Source organism: Pseudovibrio sp. Ad26, assembly GCF_001623285.1.
In the GTDB taxonomy this organism is placed as follows: Bacteria; Pseudomonadota; Alphaproteobacteria; order Rhizobiales; family Stappiaceae; genus Pseudovibrio; species Pseudovibrio ascidiaceicola.
The window spans coordinates 221910-241940 of record NZ_LMCE01000049.1 but is presented as its reverse complement, the minus strand read 5'-3'; the positions used below and the strand labels follow the sequence as shown (position 1 = coordinate 241940).

The following is a 20031-nucleotide window of genomic DNA, read 5'->3' as shown; positions in this document are numbered from 1 at the left end:
GGTACGCCATGAAACTTCTGAAACTCCTTGTAGCCAGCTTTATCGCTGTGTCTGTCTTTGGTGGAGCAAGCTCTTTTGCTGCTGACACCATCTCGCAAATGCGCAACGCGGACATCCTGACTCAGGATGCCGCACCGCGGATCCCGAAAGTCGTGAACTCTGACGAACGTCAGGTGCGTAACTACCCTGAGCAGCCACCATTGATCCCTCACAAGATCGACGGCTACCAGATCGACAAGCGCCTGAACAAATGCATGACTTGTCACAGCCGTACGGCAATTGAAAAGTCTCAGGCACCAATGATCTCCATCACGCACTTTATGAACCGTGATAATCAGTTCCTGGCGTCTGTTTCCCCTCGCCGTTTCTTCTGCACCCAGTGTCATGTGCCTCAGACTGAAGCCAAGCCACTGGTTGAGAACACCTTCGTTGACGTTGATGACGTGCTCGAAGGTAAGGCCGGCAAGTAGGAGCACACCGTATGTTTTCAGCTATCAAACGGTTCTGGCAGGTTATCCGCAAACCTAGTGTCCATTACAGCCTCGGCTTTTTGACACTTGGCGGGTTCGTCGCTGGCATCATCTTCTGGGGCGGGTTCAACACCGCCCTGGAAGTCACCAACACAGAAGAATTCTGTATTGGGTGTCACGAGATGGAAAACACTGTCTATCAGGAACTTAAGACCACCATTCACTATACCAACCGGTCTGGTGTGCGTGCGACTTGCCCTGATTGTCACGTACCTCACAACTGGACTTCTAAGGTTGCCCGTAAGATTCAGGCATCCAAGGAAGTTTACGGCAAGATCTTCGGCACAATCAGCACGCCGGAGAAATTCGAGGACAAGCGTCTTGAGCTGGCAAGCCACGAATGGGCTCGCTTTAAAGCCAACGACTCTCTTGAATGCCGTAACTGTCACAGTGAAGAGTCCATGGACTTTACACGCCAGAGCCTGAGAGCTTCTGAGCAGCATGAGAAATTCCTCGTGACTGGTGAGAAGACCTGTATCGACTGCCACAAAGGCATCGCACACAAGCTACCTGATCTGAGCCTGCTGAAAGAGGGTCATTAAGAGTGCAGCTTGCTTGATTGGTTACGGTCAAATCTCGCAAACTCACTCAAGCAAAGACTTTAGAACTCAATGCGTGTTTGCAAGTGTGCGCGGCGAGTTCTAAGACCCATCACATGCTCAGACAAAAGAACCCCGCGGTTTGAAACCACGGGGTTTTTTCTTGTCCACATTTATTCCATAATTTTATCAATTAAAATTATATGAAATATACTCATGAGGTTCAATTTCTGAAAAATGCCTCAGAGTCACCTCAATTCCCGCAATTTTGCGAGAGTTTACAGATATTAACCAATACAAGTCACACCTGAAATTTTTCTGATATTTTCACCCTGGGGGTACCCCTGATTTCCTTAGGGAAGGTCTCCAGTCTCACACCAGTGCTTTTTGACACTCCGGTAAAAACTAGGGGCCATATGCTCTCTGAAAATCGAGCGTATTAGAACACACCACATCTGCAACCCATTGTTTTTGCGGAACTAATAAACTCGTCCTCAATTCAGGTGTACGTGCATGACGCTGCAGCTGAAAACTTTAGACCGGGCAGAGCACACGCAAGCTTCGCCCCTCTGAAAGGACATAAAAAGATGAACGCATTGAAGCTTTCTGCTGCTGTCGTGGCCCTCATCGCAGGCATGAGCACCGCTCACGCTGCTAATATCGCCGTTTCTGACGGCACAGTGACCACCACTGGCGGCACCGTAAACGGCGGTCTGGCTGATGGTTCCACCACCTCTGGGCAGACTGGTACTACAACAGGCATCACTGCAACCATAAGTGATATTAATGAGTCAGACCTAAGCACTGCACTTCAGGACAAGATTAACGACTCTGTTGATGAGTCCGATCTCAGCTCCGCACTGACCACGAAAATTAACGGGAAAGCTGACCAGAGCGCGCTTGAAGCTGAAAAACTTCGGATTACGAAGAATGCCAGTGATATCAGTACAAACGCTGGTGATATCGCTGACAACAAAACTGCAATTGGCACCAACAAAACCGCGCACGAGCTCAATGCAACTAACATCCAAACTAACGTTGCAGACATTACAACGAACAAGCATGCGATTGCTGTAAATCTGGCTTCCATCGACCAGAACAAAGCCAACATCACGACAAACACAAGCAATATTGCCTCCAACACGACCCGTATCGGCGTGAATGAAGGAAATATCGCGACAAACACCACGAACATTGCAACTAATGCGACCAATATCTCCTCCAACACTGGCCGCATCGAGGTGAACGAGCAGAACATTGCGACCAACACGACCAACATCGCAACCAACGCTGCCAATATCTCCTCCAACACCGATCGTATCGTGTCACTGGAAAACGATGTTGACGAGCTGCGCAGCGGTGTCGCGATGGCAGTGGCGATTGCAAACGCTCCGGTTTTACAGGGTGGTAAAAACGGCATCTCCGTTTCCGGGGGTTTTGGGCATTTCAAAGGCAAAGCAGCATCTGCTTTGAAAGTGGCCTTCCTGCCAACCGAGAACATGGCTGTTACAGCTTCTGTAGCCACAGACTTCAGCAACAACGTCACTGCTGGCGCTGGTCTGGGCTTCTCCTTCTAACAAGGATGTAGATCATGAAACCAATCTGGATCCTGCTGACAGCGGCAATGCTCTTTTTCTTTCAGGGTGTGAATGCGTACAGCACCACTGAGCCTTCCAATGAAGAGGATTGGTCAGTCAAATGCAGCAGTGACCTTTGTCAGGTCTATGCTGAAATCCGGCTTGAGAACGGTGCGCTGGTAAATTCCATCATGTTTCGCAAACTCGAAGCAGATGTGTATGCAGCTATTATCAAGCTGCCGCTCGGGATCCACATCCCCAGCGGCATCCAGATTGGCATTGACGACGATGCCTTGTTCGACGCCAAGCTGATCACCTGTCAGCCAGACGGGTGCGAGGCGGCGTTTAACGCCAACAAGACCATCGTCAACTTCCTCAAGCGCGGCAAGGCCATGTCCATTGTTGTCACCAAGACCAATGACCGCAAAAAGCTGGCGCTGAACTACTCCCTGATCGGCTTCACTCGCAACTGGGAAGAATTCACCAAGCGCATGGCAGTCTTGCTGCCAGATGAGACAACCGGCTGATTTGCCCTGCCAAGACCCATGGTTGAAGCCTTAAGCTTTGAGGTCTATATTGAGGCAGATAGGAACGGGAGGCTCTCGCCCCCCATTCCCGTCGCTAGATGACTTTAATAAGAGCTCGGAAGAAGATGGTCAGTCGATTCCGGGCTCTTGTCATGCTCAGCTTAAACTTAAGCTTTATCGCAAGATTCATCCAACATACCACCTCCTCACCAAGCCTTGCTACGATCGGAGTGCCTAACTCTCTCCGATTGCGCGGACTGACACGCGCTGCTGCTTTGCAAGGAAGTGGCTGACAGCAGCCTAACAAGCTCGCAAACACTGCGCGTCCCCGGATCATCTCCCACACAAAACACCTAGCGCCTTCATTGGGTATCGATGCCTTTACGCCCACGCGATTTTCGGATGATGTTGAGTGAAAAGCTGCTGCAGCTTAACGCTTTGTTTTATCTATCACCCCATGAGGTTTGCCCCTGCATTGCAGCGTAAACTAAGATTACGCCAAGCCTAAAACGCGTAACATGTATGGCTTAAGCACAGTGCTTCGCACACGCATCAGGAAGGTGATGCTATTGACTGATCAAGAGAAGAAATCAGAGCACCTCTCAAACATCGCGGCCTTTTATTCCGGGAAGCTTGCAGACGGAAAAGGCAGGAACACGTTCCAACAAGCCTTGGCTCCTGATTATGATGCCCAGGAGATTCCGGAGCACTTGCTTGGCTCTAGTTTTGGCTGTGGCAATCCGCTGGCTTTCTCGCAGATAAAGGAAGGGGAGACAGTGCTCGATCTCGGATCTGGAGCCGGGCTGGACCTTATCCTCGCCGCCGAGAAAACCGGGCCGTCGGGTAGAGTGATCGGCATTGATGTCAGCGAGGATATGATCGCGCTCGCCAAAAGCAATTGCGAACAACACGGCCTCCGCAATGTTGAACTCCACCAAGGTGTTATCGAACATCTACCATTCCCGGATCAGTCCGTGGACTGGGTCATCTCAAACTGCGTCATCAACCTGTCTGCCGACAAAGCAGCAGTGTTCTCTGAGATCAACCGTGTGCTCAAGCCGGGTGGCAAACTCGTTATCTCAGACATGCTGGCGGAGGATTTACCGGACTGGCTACATATGCATCAGGATCTTCTATCCGCCTGTATTTCTGGCGCAGTATCTGAAGCAGCTTATTTGGAGTTTGCAGGAAACAGCGGTCTCACTGCGCTGACTGTTCTGGATCGTATGACCTATGAGGATGTCGTTCTTAAACAGCTCATCAAAGACGAGCTGCCCGTCGCACTGGACGAACTGTCGAGACAGCTTGGGCTTTCAACAGATGCAATGCTGGACAAAGCAGCCAATGAGCTTTCAGGCAAGGTGAAGGCCATCAAGCTATACGGCGAAAAACCATCCTAAAGCCTCGGCTTTAGCAATTCAGGCTCTCTTCTGGCCTAGCAAAACATAGTAGCCGACACCCAGCCCCATGAGCGTCAAAGCAATTAGCGCGGCAACAAGATCATATGCAAAGCACGACGTGAGCGCCAAAAGCGAAAGAACAAGCGTTACATAGGCTGTCTTTTGCCCACCTGGAGCACGATAAGGCCGGTGCAACTCTGCATAATCTCGTTTCAGCAAAATGTAGCTGACGCTTTGCAGGGCGTAGGAGAGCGTCGCGCCAATCACCGCAATGTTGATCATCAGCTCGCCTTCTCCACTTACCGAGCAGATAAACCCAATCACCCCCGGAATGATCAATGCCCAATGCGGAACTTTTCGAGAGCTTATGGCAGACATGAAGCGGGGCAAATACCCTTCCCGCGACATGGCGAACACCAACCTGCTGTAGCCAAAAATAATGGAGAAGAACGAGGCGATCAGTCCGGCCAGCCCCACCAGATTGACAACATCCGCCAGTACTGACTCTTCACCGAAAACGTGCTTCAGCGCATCAACCAATGGCGCGCCATAATCGCCAACTTGCTGTGACGAGGCAGCTCCAGGAATAAACACCACAATCAAAACCGCACTGACCAGCAGAAAGAGCATGGCACCGATGATGCCTCGCGGCAGATCAACAGCTGGATCCTTTGCTTCCTCTGCTGCAAGCGGCACACCTTCAACCGCCAAGAACAACCACATGGCAAACGGAAATGCGGCCCAGACTGACACCGCATCAAACGAGAACAGGTTCGGTTCTATCGATGCGCCGTAAGAGGATGCAGCAAGGTTGCTCAGGCTGAAATGAGGGCCAAGTGCCAGCAATGTCACGACAATAGCCAGCACGGCAAACACCGTCACCACCAACATAAACCGCAGCGCTTCTCCCACTCCAACCAAGTGTACACCGATAAAAACCAGGTAAAAAACTGCGTACACGAGAGGGCCGTTGATGCCCCAAAGCGCTTCAATATATTGCCCGATGAAGATGACAATCGCAGCCGGAGCGATGGAGTATTCCAGCAACACCGCCAGTGCGGTGGCAAAGCCCCCCGTATCCCCCATCACCTTTCGTGAAATCCGGTAGCCTCCCGCGGCACTCGGTAAGGCGGCAGACATCTCAGCAAGGCACAAAACAAGGCAGAAATACATGAGCCCCATCAATGCCACAGCGATCACCATACCAAACCAGTTTGTCACCGCGAACCCATAGTTCCACCCGGCAAAACTGCCCGAAATCACATAGGAAACCCCGAGCGTCGCCAGCAAAAACCAACCTGCGGCTCCCTTTTGAAGCTGTGATTTCTCGTCGTGTTTCATGTCCACTTCTCACCTTTCGCATCAGGTTGATCATGTAATGCTACGCGGTCATTATGGTGGGGTCGATCCCTTCAGATCGCTGACCTGAATGCTGGTGAGTACCTTAATTTCTTAAGCTACGCCCATGCACACTTAGAGGAAAGCAGATTAAGTATGATGCAGAGTAAATGGAGGGCAGCCTCCTAAGGGTACGATTGAGAACCTCTTGGAATACGGGAATCTCAACATCTTTGTTTAGGTGCAGGTGCCAGGAGTTGACGCAGGAAAACTAGCATTGGTAGCAAAGGCAGAGATATACATCTTTTAGATTGTATTTACAGTGCAAAACACCTATGCATCTCACATTAATTTACTTATGGATTTCAGATGCGTCCTTATTCCTTATACGCCTTTGTTCTTGGCACCAAACTCAGTACATATCTCATCTTTGAAGTGGTTTTTATCTGCGGTTTCGCTCTAGCGATCATTCAACTGCGTACTTCCACGTTCTCAACTCATCGTACAATTCATATGTTTCTGGTTGCACTCGTCTGTACTGCAGTGCTCTGCTTCAATGCGATCTGGTTCGCAATGCCTCACATCATTGCTCACACAGCCCTTTGGTTTGCAGACTTGGTGTTTTATTTCTCAATAGTTTTGCTTGGATATATCTATGCGGCTATTTGCATCGCTCGAGCAAATGACGCGTTCAAAAGCCATGCATATGCTTGGTTAGGTCTCATCCCAATCGGAAATTTTATCCTGATGTTTTGGGACCCAATTGTCAGACCACACTACAGCGGGGCTACGGCTATTAAGGATATTGCACTGATTGGTACCGTGCTTTGTCTGCTCTGGTTCGCACCTGAGCTAAGGTATGACGTCGATAAAGGACTGACTGACATGCTCCAGGTGGTTGCAGATGCCTCAGACGCTCGCTGATGCATTCAGCCTCTTAGGCGGTTCGGGTTATGATCTGGGTATACTGCTTGTGGTTCTGCCATTATCATTTCTACTTGGGGCTGTTTTTTTCTCTCATGTGAACTATCAGATTAGCTGGACAACTTACTTTGCCACAATCAACATCATCCATATAGCTGTTCTCGGCACTAAGCTCCAATGGCATTATATGTTGTCATTTGTATCAGGCTCACATCAATTTATTGTCGGGGTTCTGATCTCGCTTCAACTTTGCGCACTCGGAGTTTTGAAGGCTGCCGCCGCGACCGGACGGTCCAATAACGCTTATGGACATTCTGGATATTCATGGTTCGCACTCCTCCCTCTATTTGATCTTATCCTGATTTTCTCCAAAGCGCGCTTCCCCCCAAGGGGCGGTTACCGTGTGTTCATAACTGAATTTGGCGGATTATTACTCGCGGTGCTCCTGTTCTTTATCTACAGGTCTCTCTCAAATCATGTCGCGAGCATTACTGGAGGGTAGAATGTGGACTGCAGCTCCTCTGTGACTTTGACTTGTAGGGATCTACATAGCTCTTATGGACAAATCCGATTGGCAAAAAAGTAGTACCGCCTCTTTCACAAATAGTAAGCCTACCAAGCAGGCTCATCTACTCGGAGCCTTATCACACAAAAACCCCGTGGAGGGGATCCACGGGGTCTCTTAGCTCTGCCTGATAAGGGGGGTGAATCAGGCAGGCGCCTGAGCGGTTTGGCGGGTGCAGACGGAGGCGAGTTCCTCTTGTGCCTGATACTGAGAGAGGAACACTTTGCCCGTCAGCTCATCAAGGAAGTGCGAGCGTTGGAGGCGGTCCATTACCGGGCCTTTCACCTCTGAAAGATGCAGCGTGATGCCTGCGTCTTGTAACCGGTGATTGATGGCTTCCAGAGATTCTAGAGCACTCAGATCCACTTCATTCACCGCAGAGCATTGCAGCACCACATGCTTGAGGCACTCATCATCCACCGCCCGGTCGTAGACGTAATCTTCCAGAAAACGCGCGTTGGCGAAGTAGAGGCTCTCATCAATGCGGATGGTCAGCAGCTCTGGCGTTGTCAGCACTTCATGCCGGTTGATATTGCGAAAATGCTCGGTTCCCGGCACCAGCCCAACCTCTGCAATGTGAGGCCGGGAGGTCTTGTAGAGGTAGAGACCAATGGAGAGGATCACGCCCGCAGAGACACCTGTCTCAACACCAAAGCCGAGGGTCAGCAAAATGGTAGCGGCCACGGCTGAGAAGTCAGACTTGGAGTAGCTCCAGCTGTGCTTGAGAATGCTGAAATCCACCAGGGACAACACAGCCACAATGATGGTCGCAGCCAATGTGGCCTTGGGCAGGAAGAAGATGAGCGGTGTGAGGGAAACAGCAGCAATTGCCAAACCAACTGCCGTATAAGCGCCGGCAGCAGGCGTTTCAGCACCCGCATCAAAGTTGACCACGGAACGGGCAAACCCACCCGTTACAGGATAACCACCTGTGAAGGCCGCACCAAGATTGGCAGCACCCAGACCAATCAGCTCCTGATCCGGATCGATACGCTGACGCTTTTTGGCTGCCAGCGTTTGCGCCACGGAAACGGATTCCACAAAACCAATAATGGAGATCAGAAGCGCAGGTATAAACAGCGCGCCGATCAACTCACTGGAGAAGCTTGGCATGCTGAGCGGCGGCAGGCTTTGCGGCACAGCGCCGACGATCTTTACTCCGGCTTGATCCAAACTGAAAATCCACGCCACAGCTGTCGTCGCCACCACGGCGGCGACCGGTCCAGCCTTGGTCAAAACATCTGCAAGGCGTGGCTTCAGGCCCATGTTCAGCAGCATCGGTTTCATGCCCTTGCGCACCCAGAACAGGAACAGGGTGGCCGAGACACCAATCAGGATCGTCGCCAGATTGGCTTCGCCCAGATGCTCCCAGATGGAAAAGATAATCTCCACCAGCGTATGCCCTTTCGCGTCCACACCCAGAATGTGTTTGAGCTGGCTGCTGGCGATCAAAACACCTGAGGCCGTGATGAAACCGGCAATCACAGGGTGGGAGAGGAAGTTGGCGAGAAAACCGAGTTTGAACACGCCCATCAGCAACAAAATACCGCCGGACAGCATGGCAAGGGTCAGTGCAGCAATGGCATAGCCCGCCGTGCCGCTGTCTGCGATCTGGCCAATCGCGGCTGCAGTCATGAGCGAAACAACAGCAACCGGGCCAACGGCCAGCGCACGGCTGGTGCCAAAGATGGCGTACAGAATAATCGGGAGAATTGACGCATAAAGCCCGGCTTCCGGCGGTAAGCCAGCAAGCAAAGCATAAGCAAGAGACTGCGGGATCAGCATGATCGTCACAATCACCGCTGCAATCATGTCATTAGAAAAACTGTCTTTATTATAGTTTCTGCCCCAAGTTAAAACGGGCAAATATCGCCGAAAGGCCGAGGAGAACATGGGTCTGCCTTCAAAGTGCATAGATTAATCCGGGGAAGCAGCTCCCCCGGACACATGATAGTAATTCAGCAAAGGCCGCAATGCTTATTTTAGCTTGCGCTAACCTTCTCAGGCTTGATCATCCATTCCTTGCCGCGCAGCATTGCCCACCAGTAAACCGGAGGCAGGATCTGCTCTTTCAGGATCCACGCCGCGCGGGTTGGTTTGGTGCCATCCAGCAGCCATGTGGGGAAGCTTGGCAGCAAGGTTCCGCCATACCCGAACTCAGCCAGTACGATTTTGCCGCGCTCTACGGTGAGCGGGCAGGAGCCATAGCCGTTGTACATCGCTGGTTGTGAGCGACCTTCAATGTCTGCAACAAGGTTTTCAGCAACGATTGGTGCTTGCATGCGAGCTGCTGCAGCTGTTTTTGCATTGGGTGCGTTCATCACATCACCCAGCGACCAGATGTTGCTGTGCGTTTTGTGGCGCAGCGTTACCTGATCCACATCCACCCATCCGGCGGCATCCGCCAGTGGCGAGACGCGGATGAAGTCCGGCGCAGATTGCGGTGGGCACACGTGGATCATGTCGAAATCAACTTCTACCCGCTCAACCGGCGTGTCCGGCTTGGCCACGTCAAACCAGGCTTTCTTCGCAGGGCCATCAATGGCGACCAAATTGTTGAAGAAGTTGAGGTCTGCGTTGTACAGGTCGATGTATTTTTCCAGCGCAGGCACATAGTCCTTCACGCCAAACAGCACACCACCAGCATTGTGAAACTGGATGTCGATGTTCTTCAAAACACCTTGCTTGCGCCAATAATCACCAGAAAGATAAAGCGCTTTTTGCGGAGCACCAGCACACTTGATTGGCATTGGCGGCTGAGTAAAGAGCGCACGGCCCTCCTTCATGTTGCTCACCAGTTGCCACGTGTAGGGTGCCAGATCGTAACGATAGTTGGAGGTCACCCCGTGCTTGCCAAGTGTGGATACAAGACCCTCCACCTTGTGCCAATCCAGCTTCAGGCCGGGGCACACAACAAGGCGGTCGTATTTCACGACACGGCAACCATCCAGAATGACCGCATTGTCTTGCGGTTCAAACGCAGCCACTGCAGATTTGAGCCAGTGCACGCCTCGCGGTATCAAAGAGCCCATGGTTTTGGCGGTCTGGGAGGCATTAAAGACGCCACCGCCAACCATGGTCCAACCCGGCTGATAGTAATGAATATCAGCAGGATCAATGACAGCGATCTCAAGATCGCTCTTACGGGATTTCAAACTCGCGGCCACAGCAATGCCAGCAGCACCGCCACCCACAATCACCACATCAAACGAAGCATCGGCGCGGTCTGTTGGTGTTCTGCCACCATTGGCAATGCGGCGCACGACGCCTGCCATGTCATAACCAGCGGATTTGGTGGCTGCCAGAATGTCGGCCACAGTCAGCGTTTCAGCCTGGCTGAGAGACCACAGCGTGGCACAGCGCGTGCCAGTGCGGCAGTAGGCCAGCACTGGGCGCGGAATTTCATTCATGGCCTTGCCAAAGGCCTCAGCGTCTTCATCAGACACCTTACCGGAAATAACCGGCAGATAGCGTGTTTCCAGACCCAGCTTTTTCGCAGCCGCTTCAATCTCGTCAAACACCGGCTGGTCTGCACCTTCCCCGTCCGGACGGTTGCAAACAATACCGCGGAAGCCCAGGTCCGCGATCTTCTGAACGTCTTGTGCAGTAATCTGCGGACAGACAGAAAGTGATGAGCTGATACTCTTAATATCCATGATGTTTCCCCTCCTCACATCATCAGATCAAAGTGCGTTGACTGGCACTTTGAGCATTGGAACACCGTCCTCATCGGTCGGCACGGCACCTGCACGCATGTTCACCTGCAAAGACGGAATGATCAGCTTTGGTACGTCCAGCTGCGCATCACGCTCGGTGCGGAATTTGATGAAGTCTTCGCGGGAGTGGCCTTTACCAACGTGGATGTTATGTTCTTTCTCCGCGCCCACTGAGGTCTCCCACTCAATGTCGCGGCCATTCGGGCCGTAGTCGTGGCACATGAACAGGCGCATCTCCTCAGGCAACGACAGTACCTTCTGAATACTGTCATAAAGCGTTGCAGCATCCCCGCCCGGAAAGTCCGCACGAGCAGAGCCACCATCCGGCATAAACAGGGTATCGCCCGCAAACGTTGCATTGCCCACTACATGAACCATGCAAGCCGGAGTGTGCCCCGGAGTGTGAATGGCAAACGCAGTCATGGTTCCGATCTGATAGCTGTCCCCGTCCTTGAACAGCTTGTCAAACTGGCTTCCATCGCGCTGGAATTCGGTTCCTTCGTTGAACACCTTGCCAAATGTGTCCTGAACCACGGTGATGTTCTCACCAATGCCGATCTTGCCGCCCAACTTCTCCTGAATGTACGGAGCAGCTGAGAGGTGGTCGGCATGAACATGGGTCTCAATCAACCATTCAACCGTCAGGCTATTGTCCTGCACGTATTTGATGATTTCATCCGCATTATCATAGGTGATGCGGCCCGCTGCATAGTTGATGTCCATTACGGAATCCACGATAGCAACGGAGGATGAGGCAGGATCCTTCACCACATAGCTGATTGTGTTGGTGCCGGGGTCAAAAAAGGCCCTGACTTCAGGCTCGACAGCCATGTTCACGGGGTAGTTCGTCATAACTTCCTCAATAAGTTAACGCGTGCGCAGTGGCGGTCGATGGTACGTGCACTTGTTTGTTTTCGTGTTCGACCGCCTGCACAGCCGCCTAAGCATTTCTTATTATATTTTTTTGTCGGAAATCAGTTTGTGATCTCCGGGAAGATGCTTAAACGCGGCAGGTCTTAATTCCAAAAATGGAGTAGAGCGGGCAAATCCGCACAGCGGAAACCAGCAGCATTACAATGCCGACAATGATTGCGCCATAAAAGAAAAGTGGCTGCGCAAACAAAGAAATATTGGTAGACAACGGCAGTGCAATCAGCACAACACCGATAATAAAGCGAAGAATGCGGTCAATAGTTCCAACGTTAGCCATCATAGTCTCGTCCTCCAGGTACGTGGCCTAACGGATAACGAGTCTTCGCAAAGGGTTCAGTGACGAAGTCACCAAACTCGGCTCCAAGCCCCTCTTTTCTTCGAAGCGCCTTAAAAATCAATGCGAAATGCCCAAAGGCCATAATGCCAGTTGGTCATCCCAGAACAATCCATAGGTTTCAGAGACCCAATTTCTGGCTAGCATGGCGTTGAAGGGCACTGCGGGGAGATCCGATTGCCCAAAACGTGCGCCAGAAAGCAGTTGGGGTTCCAGTTGACCGAAGTCACCGTAGTAAACAAAGATTTTTACACTCAGCTTCATAAATCAAACCCCGGGTATGGCACCTCCTCATCCTACCTGATGGACGTAATCCTGCCGCTGGCAGAAGACGTGAAGCCTGCAAGAATTCTGGACTACGGCTGCGGGAAAAGCTCATTGATTGAGGAGCTTGCTGCGAACCTGCAATGCACTTCACACCGCTATGATCCCTGCATCGCAGAATACAACGACATGCCGGAAGGGCGTTTCGATCTTGTGCTGAACACGGATGTGCTGGAGCATGTGCCGGAGGACGAGCTGGACGATGTTTTGACAGATATTCAGGCCAGATCAGACAAGGTGATCTTCCATATCCCAACGCTTTACGCAACAGCCTTGCTGGCGGACGGCTCCAACGCCCATTGCACCGTTCACTCAGCGCCCTGGTGGCAGAAGAAACTCTCGCAGCACTTTCCATATGTTGAGGTTTTACGCAGCACCAATAACGATCAACAATTCTATGTCACCTGGGATGCTTCAACTGAAGCGCGGCAAAACCTGAAGCGGGTGTACCGCCAACGCAGACGCGCCAACTCGCTGGCAAAACGCAAACATATTCTGCGCATGTTGCGGATGAAGCTGTTGAGGGGATTCGTGCCCAAACACGAGTTGCAAAATGACATTGCAGGCAAGCGCATCGCTGTCGTCGGCAACGCGAAATCCCTCAGCAACAAAGAGTATGGGCCGGAAATTGACGGCCATGACATCGTGATCCGGCTGAACCGTGGCGCAATTCCTCACGTTAAAAGCCACGGTCAGAAGCTCTCATGGGTAGCAACGAGCCTCGATATTCCAAAAAGCTTTGTGAATGGCGAGCAGGCGCGGCGGATTATCTGGACACCAGCCGAGCGTGGTTTTTCTCTTCCACATTGGCTCGCCCGGCACAGAGATGTTGTCTATCTGATGAAATCAGCAGAGTTGAAACGCTATCAGGCGCGCACCGAGAAGAAACCAAGCACGGGGTTCCGTCTGTTGGGACTGCTGGAAGAGTTGGGCGGCTACAAGCACATAAACATCTACGGCTTTGATTTCTTCGCATCCCCCACGAACACCAACCACATAGAGCCCAGCAAGGCGCGGGCAGATCACGATTATGACCGCGAGCATCATGAAGTTCAGAAATGGATAGCTCGCGACCCGTGGGTTTCTCTTAAACTCTGAAAATTTAGAGCATGTCGCGTTCATGTGCATTCACACACCAAGCTCTAAATCCTTATTCTTCTGCGTATTCTTATCCGAAAACCGGAACCATTTTTCGGGAATACGCTCTAGGCCTTCGCCAGTACTTCCAGTCCGGCACGGTCAACAATCTCGATGGTTCCGCGGGATTGGGTGATCCAATCACGGCGCTGAAACTCGCGCAGCTGGCGGGAGATCACCTCACGCGCAGTACCCAGTTCTGCTGCCATTTGCTGGTGCGTAGTGACCACTTGTTTGCTGCTGCCAGCAAGTTCCAACAGTTTCTGCGCAAGACGGATGTCCATGCGCTGGAACGCGATTTCCTCGATCACCAGAAACAGGTCGGTGATGCGCTTGGAATAGGCGGAGAACACAAAGCGCCGGAAGGTTTCGGATTGGGCAATGAGATCATCAAACACCATGCGCGGAATAGCGACCGCCTGCGTGTCTGTCTCCGCAATGCCTTCTGCTGAATAATCTTCATAGGCCAGCAAACAGGCCGTCGTCAGCACACAGCTTTCGCCTGCATGCACACGGTAGAGAATAATCTCGCGACCGCCTTCTGAAAGTTGCTGTACACGCACGGAGCCCGAGAGCAAAAGCAGGAGGTTTTCCGGGGCTTTACCGGGGCCAAAGATGATTGTGTCGGCAGGTACGGAAACAATGGTGCTACGATTAACCAGAATTTCCCTGATGTGATTTTCCAGCTTGGAAAGGCCTTGGAACCGATCGATCCAGTTAGCAGCAGCTATTGTCATGTTTCCCTCCCGAAACGCCCCCGAAAATGCGCGTGTCTTTGGCATAGTGCATAAAAGCGTTTAGCGCAATCAGGGCCTTTAGAAGAAGAATAATCTAACTTCCCTACGTTACCAGCCACATTCAGGAATATATTTTCGGCTCGCCTTATTCCGGACGGGCGCTAACAACACCCAAAGCCTCTTCTGCTGACAAGCGTTCTTCTGGAGATAGTTTCAGCAATCCTTTAATCGCACCCTTAATGTTATCCGGGGTGCCGTCTAACCGCGCTTCCAGCTTCTCATCCAGCAAAGATTGATCATTGCTGCTGCCACTGCGGAACTCCTGAAGGTCATCAATCAGCTCCTGCTGTGCATTCTTGCCAGCAGCTGCCGCAACAAGCACCAAACCACCGGCCCAGGAATCCACCTTTGAGGACAGCTCTGCCCCATCAACAAATCGTTCAGGCGGCTGGTTGTTCGGCGTGCCGCCAATCTCCATTTCAAAATGCTGCCCATCCTCACAATCGGCGGCAACACCCTCATGCGCCGTTGCATAGTCAAAGCTGGTGATCACCGGTTCTGTGCTGTCTTCCTCACGAAACTGGATGGTGTCGATGTTCAGGTCCTGATGAAAGATGTTTCGCTTTTGCAAAAACGCGACCCCGGCCAGCAGACCTCCGGCGAAGTCGTTGAGCGGCTCTTCATCCATGCCTTTGTCTGCTGGAAGGCGATCATCCAGCGATCCTCCCTTCAGCTTTTCGCGAATGGCAAAGGGCTCTCCAAACTCTGTCAGGCCCGCACCTTTCAGCTTCAGGATATTCTCGCTACCGGGCGCCTGATCAAACTCACCTAGAGCGGTGAGGATCTTGGCTTCATGCACCAGCAGCTCCGCTCCCACAAAGGTTGGTGGGGAATCCGGTCCAGCAGCATACGCATTTGGCCGCTTGATCACGGCATCTTCCATATACGGATAGTCTTGCACCACGCCAGACGCATCGTACGACAGCACATTTTCAGCGTTGGCGGCACCGCCCGTCACAGGAGAGCTAACCTTTCCTGTCACATCCATGGCATGCTCTTCAGAGATGCCAAACATGTTGCCGTAGGGCTGTTTGCCAGCGCTGGTGTTGCCGTGTTGAAAGGCTGAGGGTACGGAGTCCGGCTCAATGACCATGGTTCCGTCTGGTTTGGTTTGCACCTTGATGGGGCTGTTATCCGGAGGCGTTTCACGTGCGGTTTCAGAGCCCGCTCCAACTTGTGCTGGCGGAAGATCTATGCTCAGGACTCTGGCGACAGCTTTCATCCACGCGTCATAGTCAGCCATTGTCACCTCTGGAAACGTCACCAGTCATGCAAACCACGCGTGATCTCCTCGTTTTAGCCAAGAGTTGGATGGAGTATCGTTTGTCGCCTGAGTGGTGGAAAGCAATCAGCATAAACAGCGTATAGGCGAACCTACCAAAATGCAGAGAATTGCAGCTACTGCTGCTCATCTTCTGGCTGATCTTCAATCAACGCCAACGCTTGCTCAGCGGCCATTCTCTCATTCAGATCGATCTTCAGAAGTCCTTTGATCACGGCCTGAATGTTTGGCGGTACATTTGCGATACGCGGATCAAGAAAGGCGTCATAAAGCCCCTGATCTCTGCGTCCGTCTTGTGTACGAAATTCTGCGGTTTCATCGAGGAAAGCTTGTCGCCCCTCATTACCGATTGCCGCTTGTAACATCAGAACTCCGCCATTCCAGGAGTCAATCTTGCCAGTCATCTGGCCATTTTCATCGTATACTTCCGGCGGTTGAATATCGGGAGAACCGCCTCTCCTATAGCCAAAGTCCTGGCCATTTTCGTGGTCAGAGGCAATGCCCTCATGTGCTGAGGCTGTATCAAAATCACTGATAACCGGCACAGTGCTGTCATTTTCGCGAAACAGAATGTTATCAGCCTTCAGGTCCTGATGAATGATGTTCCGATTTTGCAAAAACGCCATGCCAGAGAGAACGCCCTTTGCAAAATCATTCAGTTGCGGCTCTTCCAGACCGCGATCATCAGGGATACGATTTGCAAGTGTGCCGCCATTCATCTCTTCCATGATCAGGAACGGATCACCAAACTGCGAAATGCCAGAGCCTCGATATTCGATGATATTCTCTGCCCCCTTCGCATCTTTGAAATGAGAGAGAGCGGTCAGGATTTTGGTCTCATGCACAATCTGATCGGCACCAACAAACTGCAATGAACCATTTGCCTCTTCCATCGCATGGCATCGCTTGATAGCGGAATCTTCAATATCCGGGAACTTTTGCAGGTATCCTGTCGCACCACTCGCGAACACACTTTGCAGCCGCTCGTTGTCAACCTTATTGGGCGGTGTGAGCAGACCTTCTACATTCATCGAATGTTCAGTAGGTTCATAAGTCACCTTATCACGCCGACCTAAACTCCGTTCCCGTTTGGCTTTAATCGTGGCTGGAACAGAGCGTCGATCAATAACCATGGTGCCATCATTTTTCCGGTTCAGGCGGATAGGGCTACCTGCCTGCGGCATCTCGTTGTAAACCCGGCGTTCCGGTGGCTGCTCGCCCTCTCCTGGCTGCGGATCATGCTGGTGCAACTCGCGATGCTCGGGCCGTGTCAGTTCCTCAAATTCCTCGTCATCCATATCCTCCTGTTCGCCCGCTTCATGAGGTGGCGGAGGATCGTAAGGCGGCGGGGCCTCAAACGGGATTTCCGGTTGCCGCAAGTCTACACCGCGCTGCTCAACACCCCGCTCAATGTCGCGTTCGTCCTCATCATCTCCAAGCGCCAAAAACTCGCCCCGCTCTTCGATAATGCGGCCTTGCTGATCGTGCGTGGGCCGTTGCTCAATGCCTTCCTCGATGTTTTCCTGCTCTTCATCCTCAACGATGGCCATAAACTCGCCGCGCTCTTCCTCAGGCCCATCAACAATCATGTCTTCAACGGCATTGTCACCTTGCGGAGGGATCTCACCCAGCCGGACATTCAATGCCCGTTCCACAGCATCCAGCCATTGCTCTTGCTCTGACGGCAGGTTTTCCTGATTTCCAGCGGGGTTTTGGGGTTGGGCAGGCACGGCATTCCTCCGACAATCGGTCCTGAGAGACACAATATATCATGCGAAGAAAAATGCCTTCCGCTAAGTAATGTTTATTGGAGTTTAGGTGTAGGCAGTCTTAGCGAGGCCCGCAAAATTGTGCAGCCTGCGTTTACCGAGTCGCAATCAATGTGCTCGTCAGCTTTCCACGTCTACCCCGTGGCGTCCCTTGCCGTGGCTGAAAGCCGTTGCGCCGGAAACGGTCTCTCCGCTGGAGATTACCGAAAGGCCGCGCCGCATCTCGTTCCTGATCGCCTCTCCTTCTGTCATATCCCACTGCTCAAACATGGAGAGCCGGTCACTGCGCATGCACATTTGCGGAAATTGCGCCATATGCGCCGCCAGTTCCTTCGCCTTGGTGAGAGCCTCCCCGTCTTCCACGAGGCGATTGACGAGGCCAAAGGCCACGGCTTCCTCACCGCTCACACTGCGCCCTGTCAGGATCATATCTGCGGCACGGGATTGGCCGATCAAGCGCGGCAGGCGGATGGTACCCATATCAATCAGTGGCACGCCAAACCGTCGGCAATAAACACCAAACACTGCAGATTTTCCGGCAACGCGCATATCCGCCCAAAGCGCCAGTTCCAACCCGCCAGCCACTGCATGGCCCTCAATCGCCGCAATCACTGGTTTTGATAGCCGCATTCGAGACGGGCCCATCGGCGCGGAATCGCCTTCCTCTTGCAGGGTATTAAGCTTGCCTTCTGAAATGGCTTTAAGGTCAGCCCCCGCGCAGAACGTGCCTTGAGACCCAGTGAACACGGCAACGGAGAGGCTGTCGTCCTCATCAAAACGAGTAAAGGCATCCACCAGCAGCTGCGCCGTCTCCCCATCCACCGCATTGCGCCGTTCAGGTCTATCCAGCGTAATAACCGCCGTCGTCCCCTCAACCTCAAAACCAACCGCCATAAACCCCTCCCCTGAAATTCAGGAGAAGCCTAACAGAACTTGCCAAGCCCCGTCAGCCATTCAAAGGTGGAGTGTGGGAAGGATAGCGGTATAGACATTATTTGCGTGGACTGTCTATACCAGCTTTAGAGTCTTGATAAGTGACTTGCTGCTCAGGCTTTCTTCTAAATATGCGTCCAAGCACAACATCCAGAATTTTCTCAAGAACAAAAAATCCTGTACCAGCTGCTAGTATAATAAGAACGGGAATGCGAGTGAGGGCATAAACCCATTCCCAAATAAAGAGAAGCCAACCAAGTATCCCAGTAACAACAAGTGTCTTACTGATCTTCTTCTTACCTTCGCGTTCCAACGGCATCTCCCTCACCAAAGCCTTAATAATATTTGGGGAGATGCCAGGCGATTGCAAGTCTAAGTTGATTTACTCTGTACACACTCAGAGATAGCAAGCAGTCGCGGTATAGACACTTTTGGATTCGAGCGTCTATACCACCTTCTTCACAATTTTAGTCAGGTCGTCAGAACGGCACGAATTCGAAGGTCAGAGCCTTCATCCAGTCCATTACAAACTGAAAGAAGCCAGAACGCTTGGGGATGTTGCATTAGCCAGAGAGAAAACCTGTTTGGCGAGTTCTGACTGCACTGTTTGTGCTTTCTCCCGCGCCAACTCTACATGCATGTCTTTTTCAATTTCCGGCGCAACTTCAGCATCAACAGGTCCTTCTGGCTTGGAAAGCATCTCAATCTGAGCATCACGAGCAGAGCCGATGCTGTCATGGACACCCTCAAGTGCCGCGCTCCAGTTGCTAAATGCCTCTGCGAGAACGCCTACAGCCACATATGCATCACCTGCTAACATCTCTGAGAAATCAAAGGTGAGAACGTTGATCCCTGCCATGCCTGCATTTTCTGCAGCTTCGCCATTGAGAACCCAGGTCAGGGTGTTTGTCTGATCGTTTGGCTCACCATCCGTGCTGCCCGGAAGAATGCTCTCCAGTTTCTCACGAATGTTGTCATTATCAAGATACGGATTGAAAGGATTAAATTCGATACCCCTCGCAAGCATGCCCCGCACGCCTTCCTGAAAATTTTCAAAGCGATCTGTAAGACCTGAGTAGTCTTCATTTTCGTCCGCAAACATCACCGAGGAACTCATCGAGGTAAATGCGACTCGAAGTGGAGCAAGTTCAAAGTCAAGTTCTGCGGCGTGATATCTGGCCGTTAACTCTGCCAGTACACTTCTGGTTTCTTCAGAAATAAGGCTATCCGAAGTTCCTTCACCGATGGCAACGGGCTTAAAGTCAATCCCTGACGCGTTCGCTCGAAGAGTCTTAAGGTCCTCATCGGCTCCCCGTTGCACCGCAGAGGAGTTGGGTTGCTGCACAGGGTTTTGTGTTTCGAACAGCTGAACACTGCTACTATTTAAATCAACAGAATTCATGCTT

At 52.0% G+C, this 20031-nt stretch carries 19 protein-coding genes; 8 read left to right on the top strand and 11 right to left on the bottom strand.

Annotated elements, in window-relative coordinates; genetic code table 11:
* Positions 1-8: 8 nt before the first annotated feature.
* The 5 genes from PsAD26_RS10115 (at position 9) to PsAD26_RS10095 (ending at position 4573) form a co-directional block, all read left to right on the top strand.
* Positions 9-470 carry a nitrate reductase cytochrome c-type subunit gene (locus PsAD26_RS10115; RefSeq protein WP_063310283.1) on the top strand — a complete coding sequence of 154 codons (462 nt, stop codon included), beginning with the start codon at positions 9-11 and terminating at the stop codon, positions 468-470.
* Positions 471-481: 11 nt separating this feature from the next.
* Complete coding sequence (locus PsAD26_RS10110) at positions 482-1072, top strand: cytochrome c3 family protein (protein ID WP_063292970.1); 591 nt, start codon at positions 482-484, stop codon at positions 1070-1072.
* Between the two features lie 584 nt (positions 1073-1656).
* Complete coding sequence (locus tag PsAD26_RS10105) at positions 1657-2646, top strand: YadA C-terminal domain-containing protein (protein WP_063310282.1); 990 nt, start codon at positions 1657-1659, stop codon at positions 2644-2646.
* A 14-nt stretch (positions 2647-2660) separates the two neighbouring features.
* Positions 2661-3173: an invasion associated locus B family protein gene (locus PsAD26_RS10100; RefSeq protein WP_082596641.1), complete on the top strand. Its 513-nt coding sequence runs from the start codon at positions 2661-2663 to the stop codon at positions 3171-3173.
* A 563-nt stretch (positions 3174-3736) separates the two neighbouring features.
* Positions 3737-4573 carry a methyltransferase domain-containing protein gene (locus tag PsAD26_RS10095; RefSeq protein WP_244278194.1) on the top strand — a complete coding sequence of 279 codons (837 nt, stop codon included), beginning with the start codon at positions 3737-3739 and terminating at the stop codon, positions 4571-4573.
* A gap of 18 nt (positions 4574-4591) precedes the next feature.
* Here PsAD26_RS10095 and eat read toward each other — a convergent pair whose 3' ends face one another.
* Positions 4592-5914: an ethanolamine permease gene (eat, locus tag PsAD26_RS10090; RefSeq protein WP_063310281.1), complete on the bottom strand. Its 1323-nt coding sequence runs from the start codon at positions 5912-5914 to the stop codon at positions 4592-4594.
* Positions 5915-6280: 366 nt separating this feature from the next.
* Between eat and PsAD26_RS10085 the strand changes: the two genes are divergently transcribed.
* The gene (locus PsAD26_RS10085) at positions 6281-6835 is read left to right on the top strand and encodes a hypothetical protein (protein WP_063310280.1); all 555 of its coding nucleotides are present in this window, start codon (positions 6281-6283) and stop codon (positions 6833-6835) included.
* A complete protein-coding gene (locus PsAD26_RS10080) occupies positions 6816-7337 on the top strand; it encodes a hypothetical protein (protein ID WP_063310279.1) in 522 nt (173 codons plus the stop codon). The genes PsAD26_RS10085 and PsAD26_RS10080 overlap by 20 nt, the downstream gene beginning before the upstream one ends.
* A gap of 207 nt (positions 7338-7544) precedes the next feature.
* Here the strand turns inward: PsAD26_RS10080 and sulP are convergent, their stop codons facing one another.
* From sulP to PsAD26_RS10060, 4 genes are all read right to left on the bottom strand, one after another.
* Complete coding sequence (gene sulP, locus PsAD26_RS10075) at positions 7545-9293, bottom strand: sulfate permease (protein WP_063310278.1); 1749 nt, start codon at positions 9291-9293, stop codon at positions 7545-7547.
* A gap of 89 nt (positions 9294-9382) precedes the next feature.
* Positions 9383-11056, bottom strand: coding sequence for a bifunctional protein tyrosine phosphatase family protein/NAD(P)/FAD-dependent oxidoreductase (locus tag PsAD26_RS10070; protein ID WP_063310277.1), 1674 nt, complete (start codon positions 11054-11056; stop codon positions 9383-9385).
* 27 nt (positions 11057-11083) lie between these two features.
* Entirely contained in the window at positions 11084-11968 is an 885-nt protein-coding gene (locus tag PsAD26_RS10065) for an MBL fold metallo-hydrolase (protein WP_063310276.1), read from the bottom strand.
* Positions 11969-12116: 148 nt separating this feature from the next.
* Positions 12117-12329, bottom strand: a complete 213-nt coding sequence (locus tag PsAD26_RS10060; protein WP_063310275.1) for a DUF2892 domain-containing protein — start codon at positions 12327-12329, stop codon at positions 12117-12119.
* A 231-nt stretch (positions 12330-12560) separates the two neighbouring features.
* Between PsAD26_RS10060 and PsAD26_RS10055 the strand changes: the two genes are divergently transcribed.
* Entirely contained in the window at positions 12561-13805 is a 1245-nt protein-coding gene (locus PsAD26_RS10055; RefSeq protein ID WP_063310274.1) for a glycosyltransferase family 29 protein, read from the top strand.
* A gap of 107 nt (positions 13806-13912) precedes the next feature.
* Here the strand turns inward: PsAD26_RS10055 and PsAD26_RS10050 are convergent, their stop codons facing one another.
* The 6 genes from PsAD26_RS10050 to PsAD26_RS10025 all read right to left on the bottom strand — a co-directional run bounded on the left by PsAD26_RS10050 (position 13913) and on the right by PsAD26_RS10025 (position 20027).
* A complete protein-coding gene (locus PsAD26_RS10050; RefSeq protein ID WP_063310273.1) occupies positions 13913-14581 on the bottom strand; it encodes a Crp/Fnr family transcriptional regulator in 669 nt (222 codons plus the stop codon).
* Positions 14582-14726: 145 nt separating this feature from the next.
* Positions 14727-15884, bottom strand: a complete 1158-nt coding sequence (locus PsAD26_RS10045) for a protein kinase (protein ID WP_063310272.1) — start codon at positions 15882-15884, stop codon at positions 14727-14729.
* Between the two features lie 155 nt (positions 15885-16039).
* Positions 16040-17653 (bottom strand): protein kinase, encoded by a 1614-nt coding sequence (locus PsAD26_RS10040; protein WP_063310271.1) that lies wholly within the window; start codon positions 17651-17653, stop codon positions 16040-16042.
* Positions 17654-17812: 159 nt separating this feature from the next.
* The gene (locus PsAD26_RS10035; RefSeq protein WP_063310270.1) at positions 17813-18586 is read right to left on the bottom strand and encodes a crotonase/enoyl-CoA hydratase family protein; all 774 of its coding nucleotides are present in this window, start codon (positions 18584-18586) and stop codon (positions 17813-17815) included.
* Between the two features lie 97 nt (positions 18587-18683).
* Positions 18684-18938: a hypothetical protein gene (locus PsAD26_RS10030; RefSeq protein ID WP_153041481.1), complete on the bottom strand. Its 255-nt coding sequence runs from the start codon at positions 18936-18938 to the stop codon at positions 18684-18686.
* 210 nt (positions 18939-19148) lie between these two features.
* Entirely contained in the window at positions 19149-20027 is an 879-nt protein-coding gene (locus tag PsAD26_RS10025; protein ID WP_063310268.1) for a hypothetical protein, read from the bottom strand.
* Positions 20028-20031 lie beyond the last annotated feature (4 nt).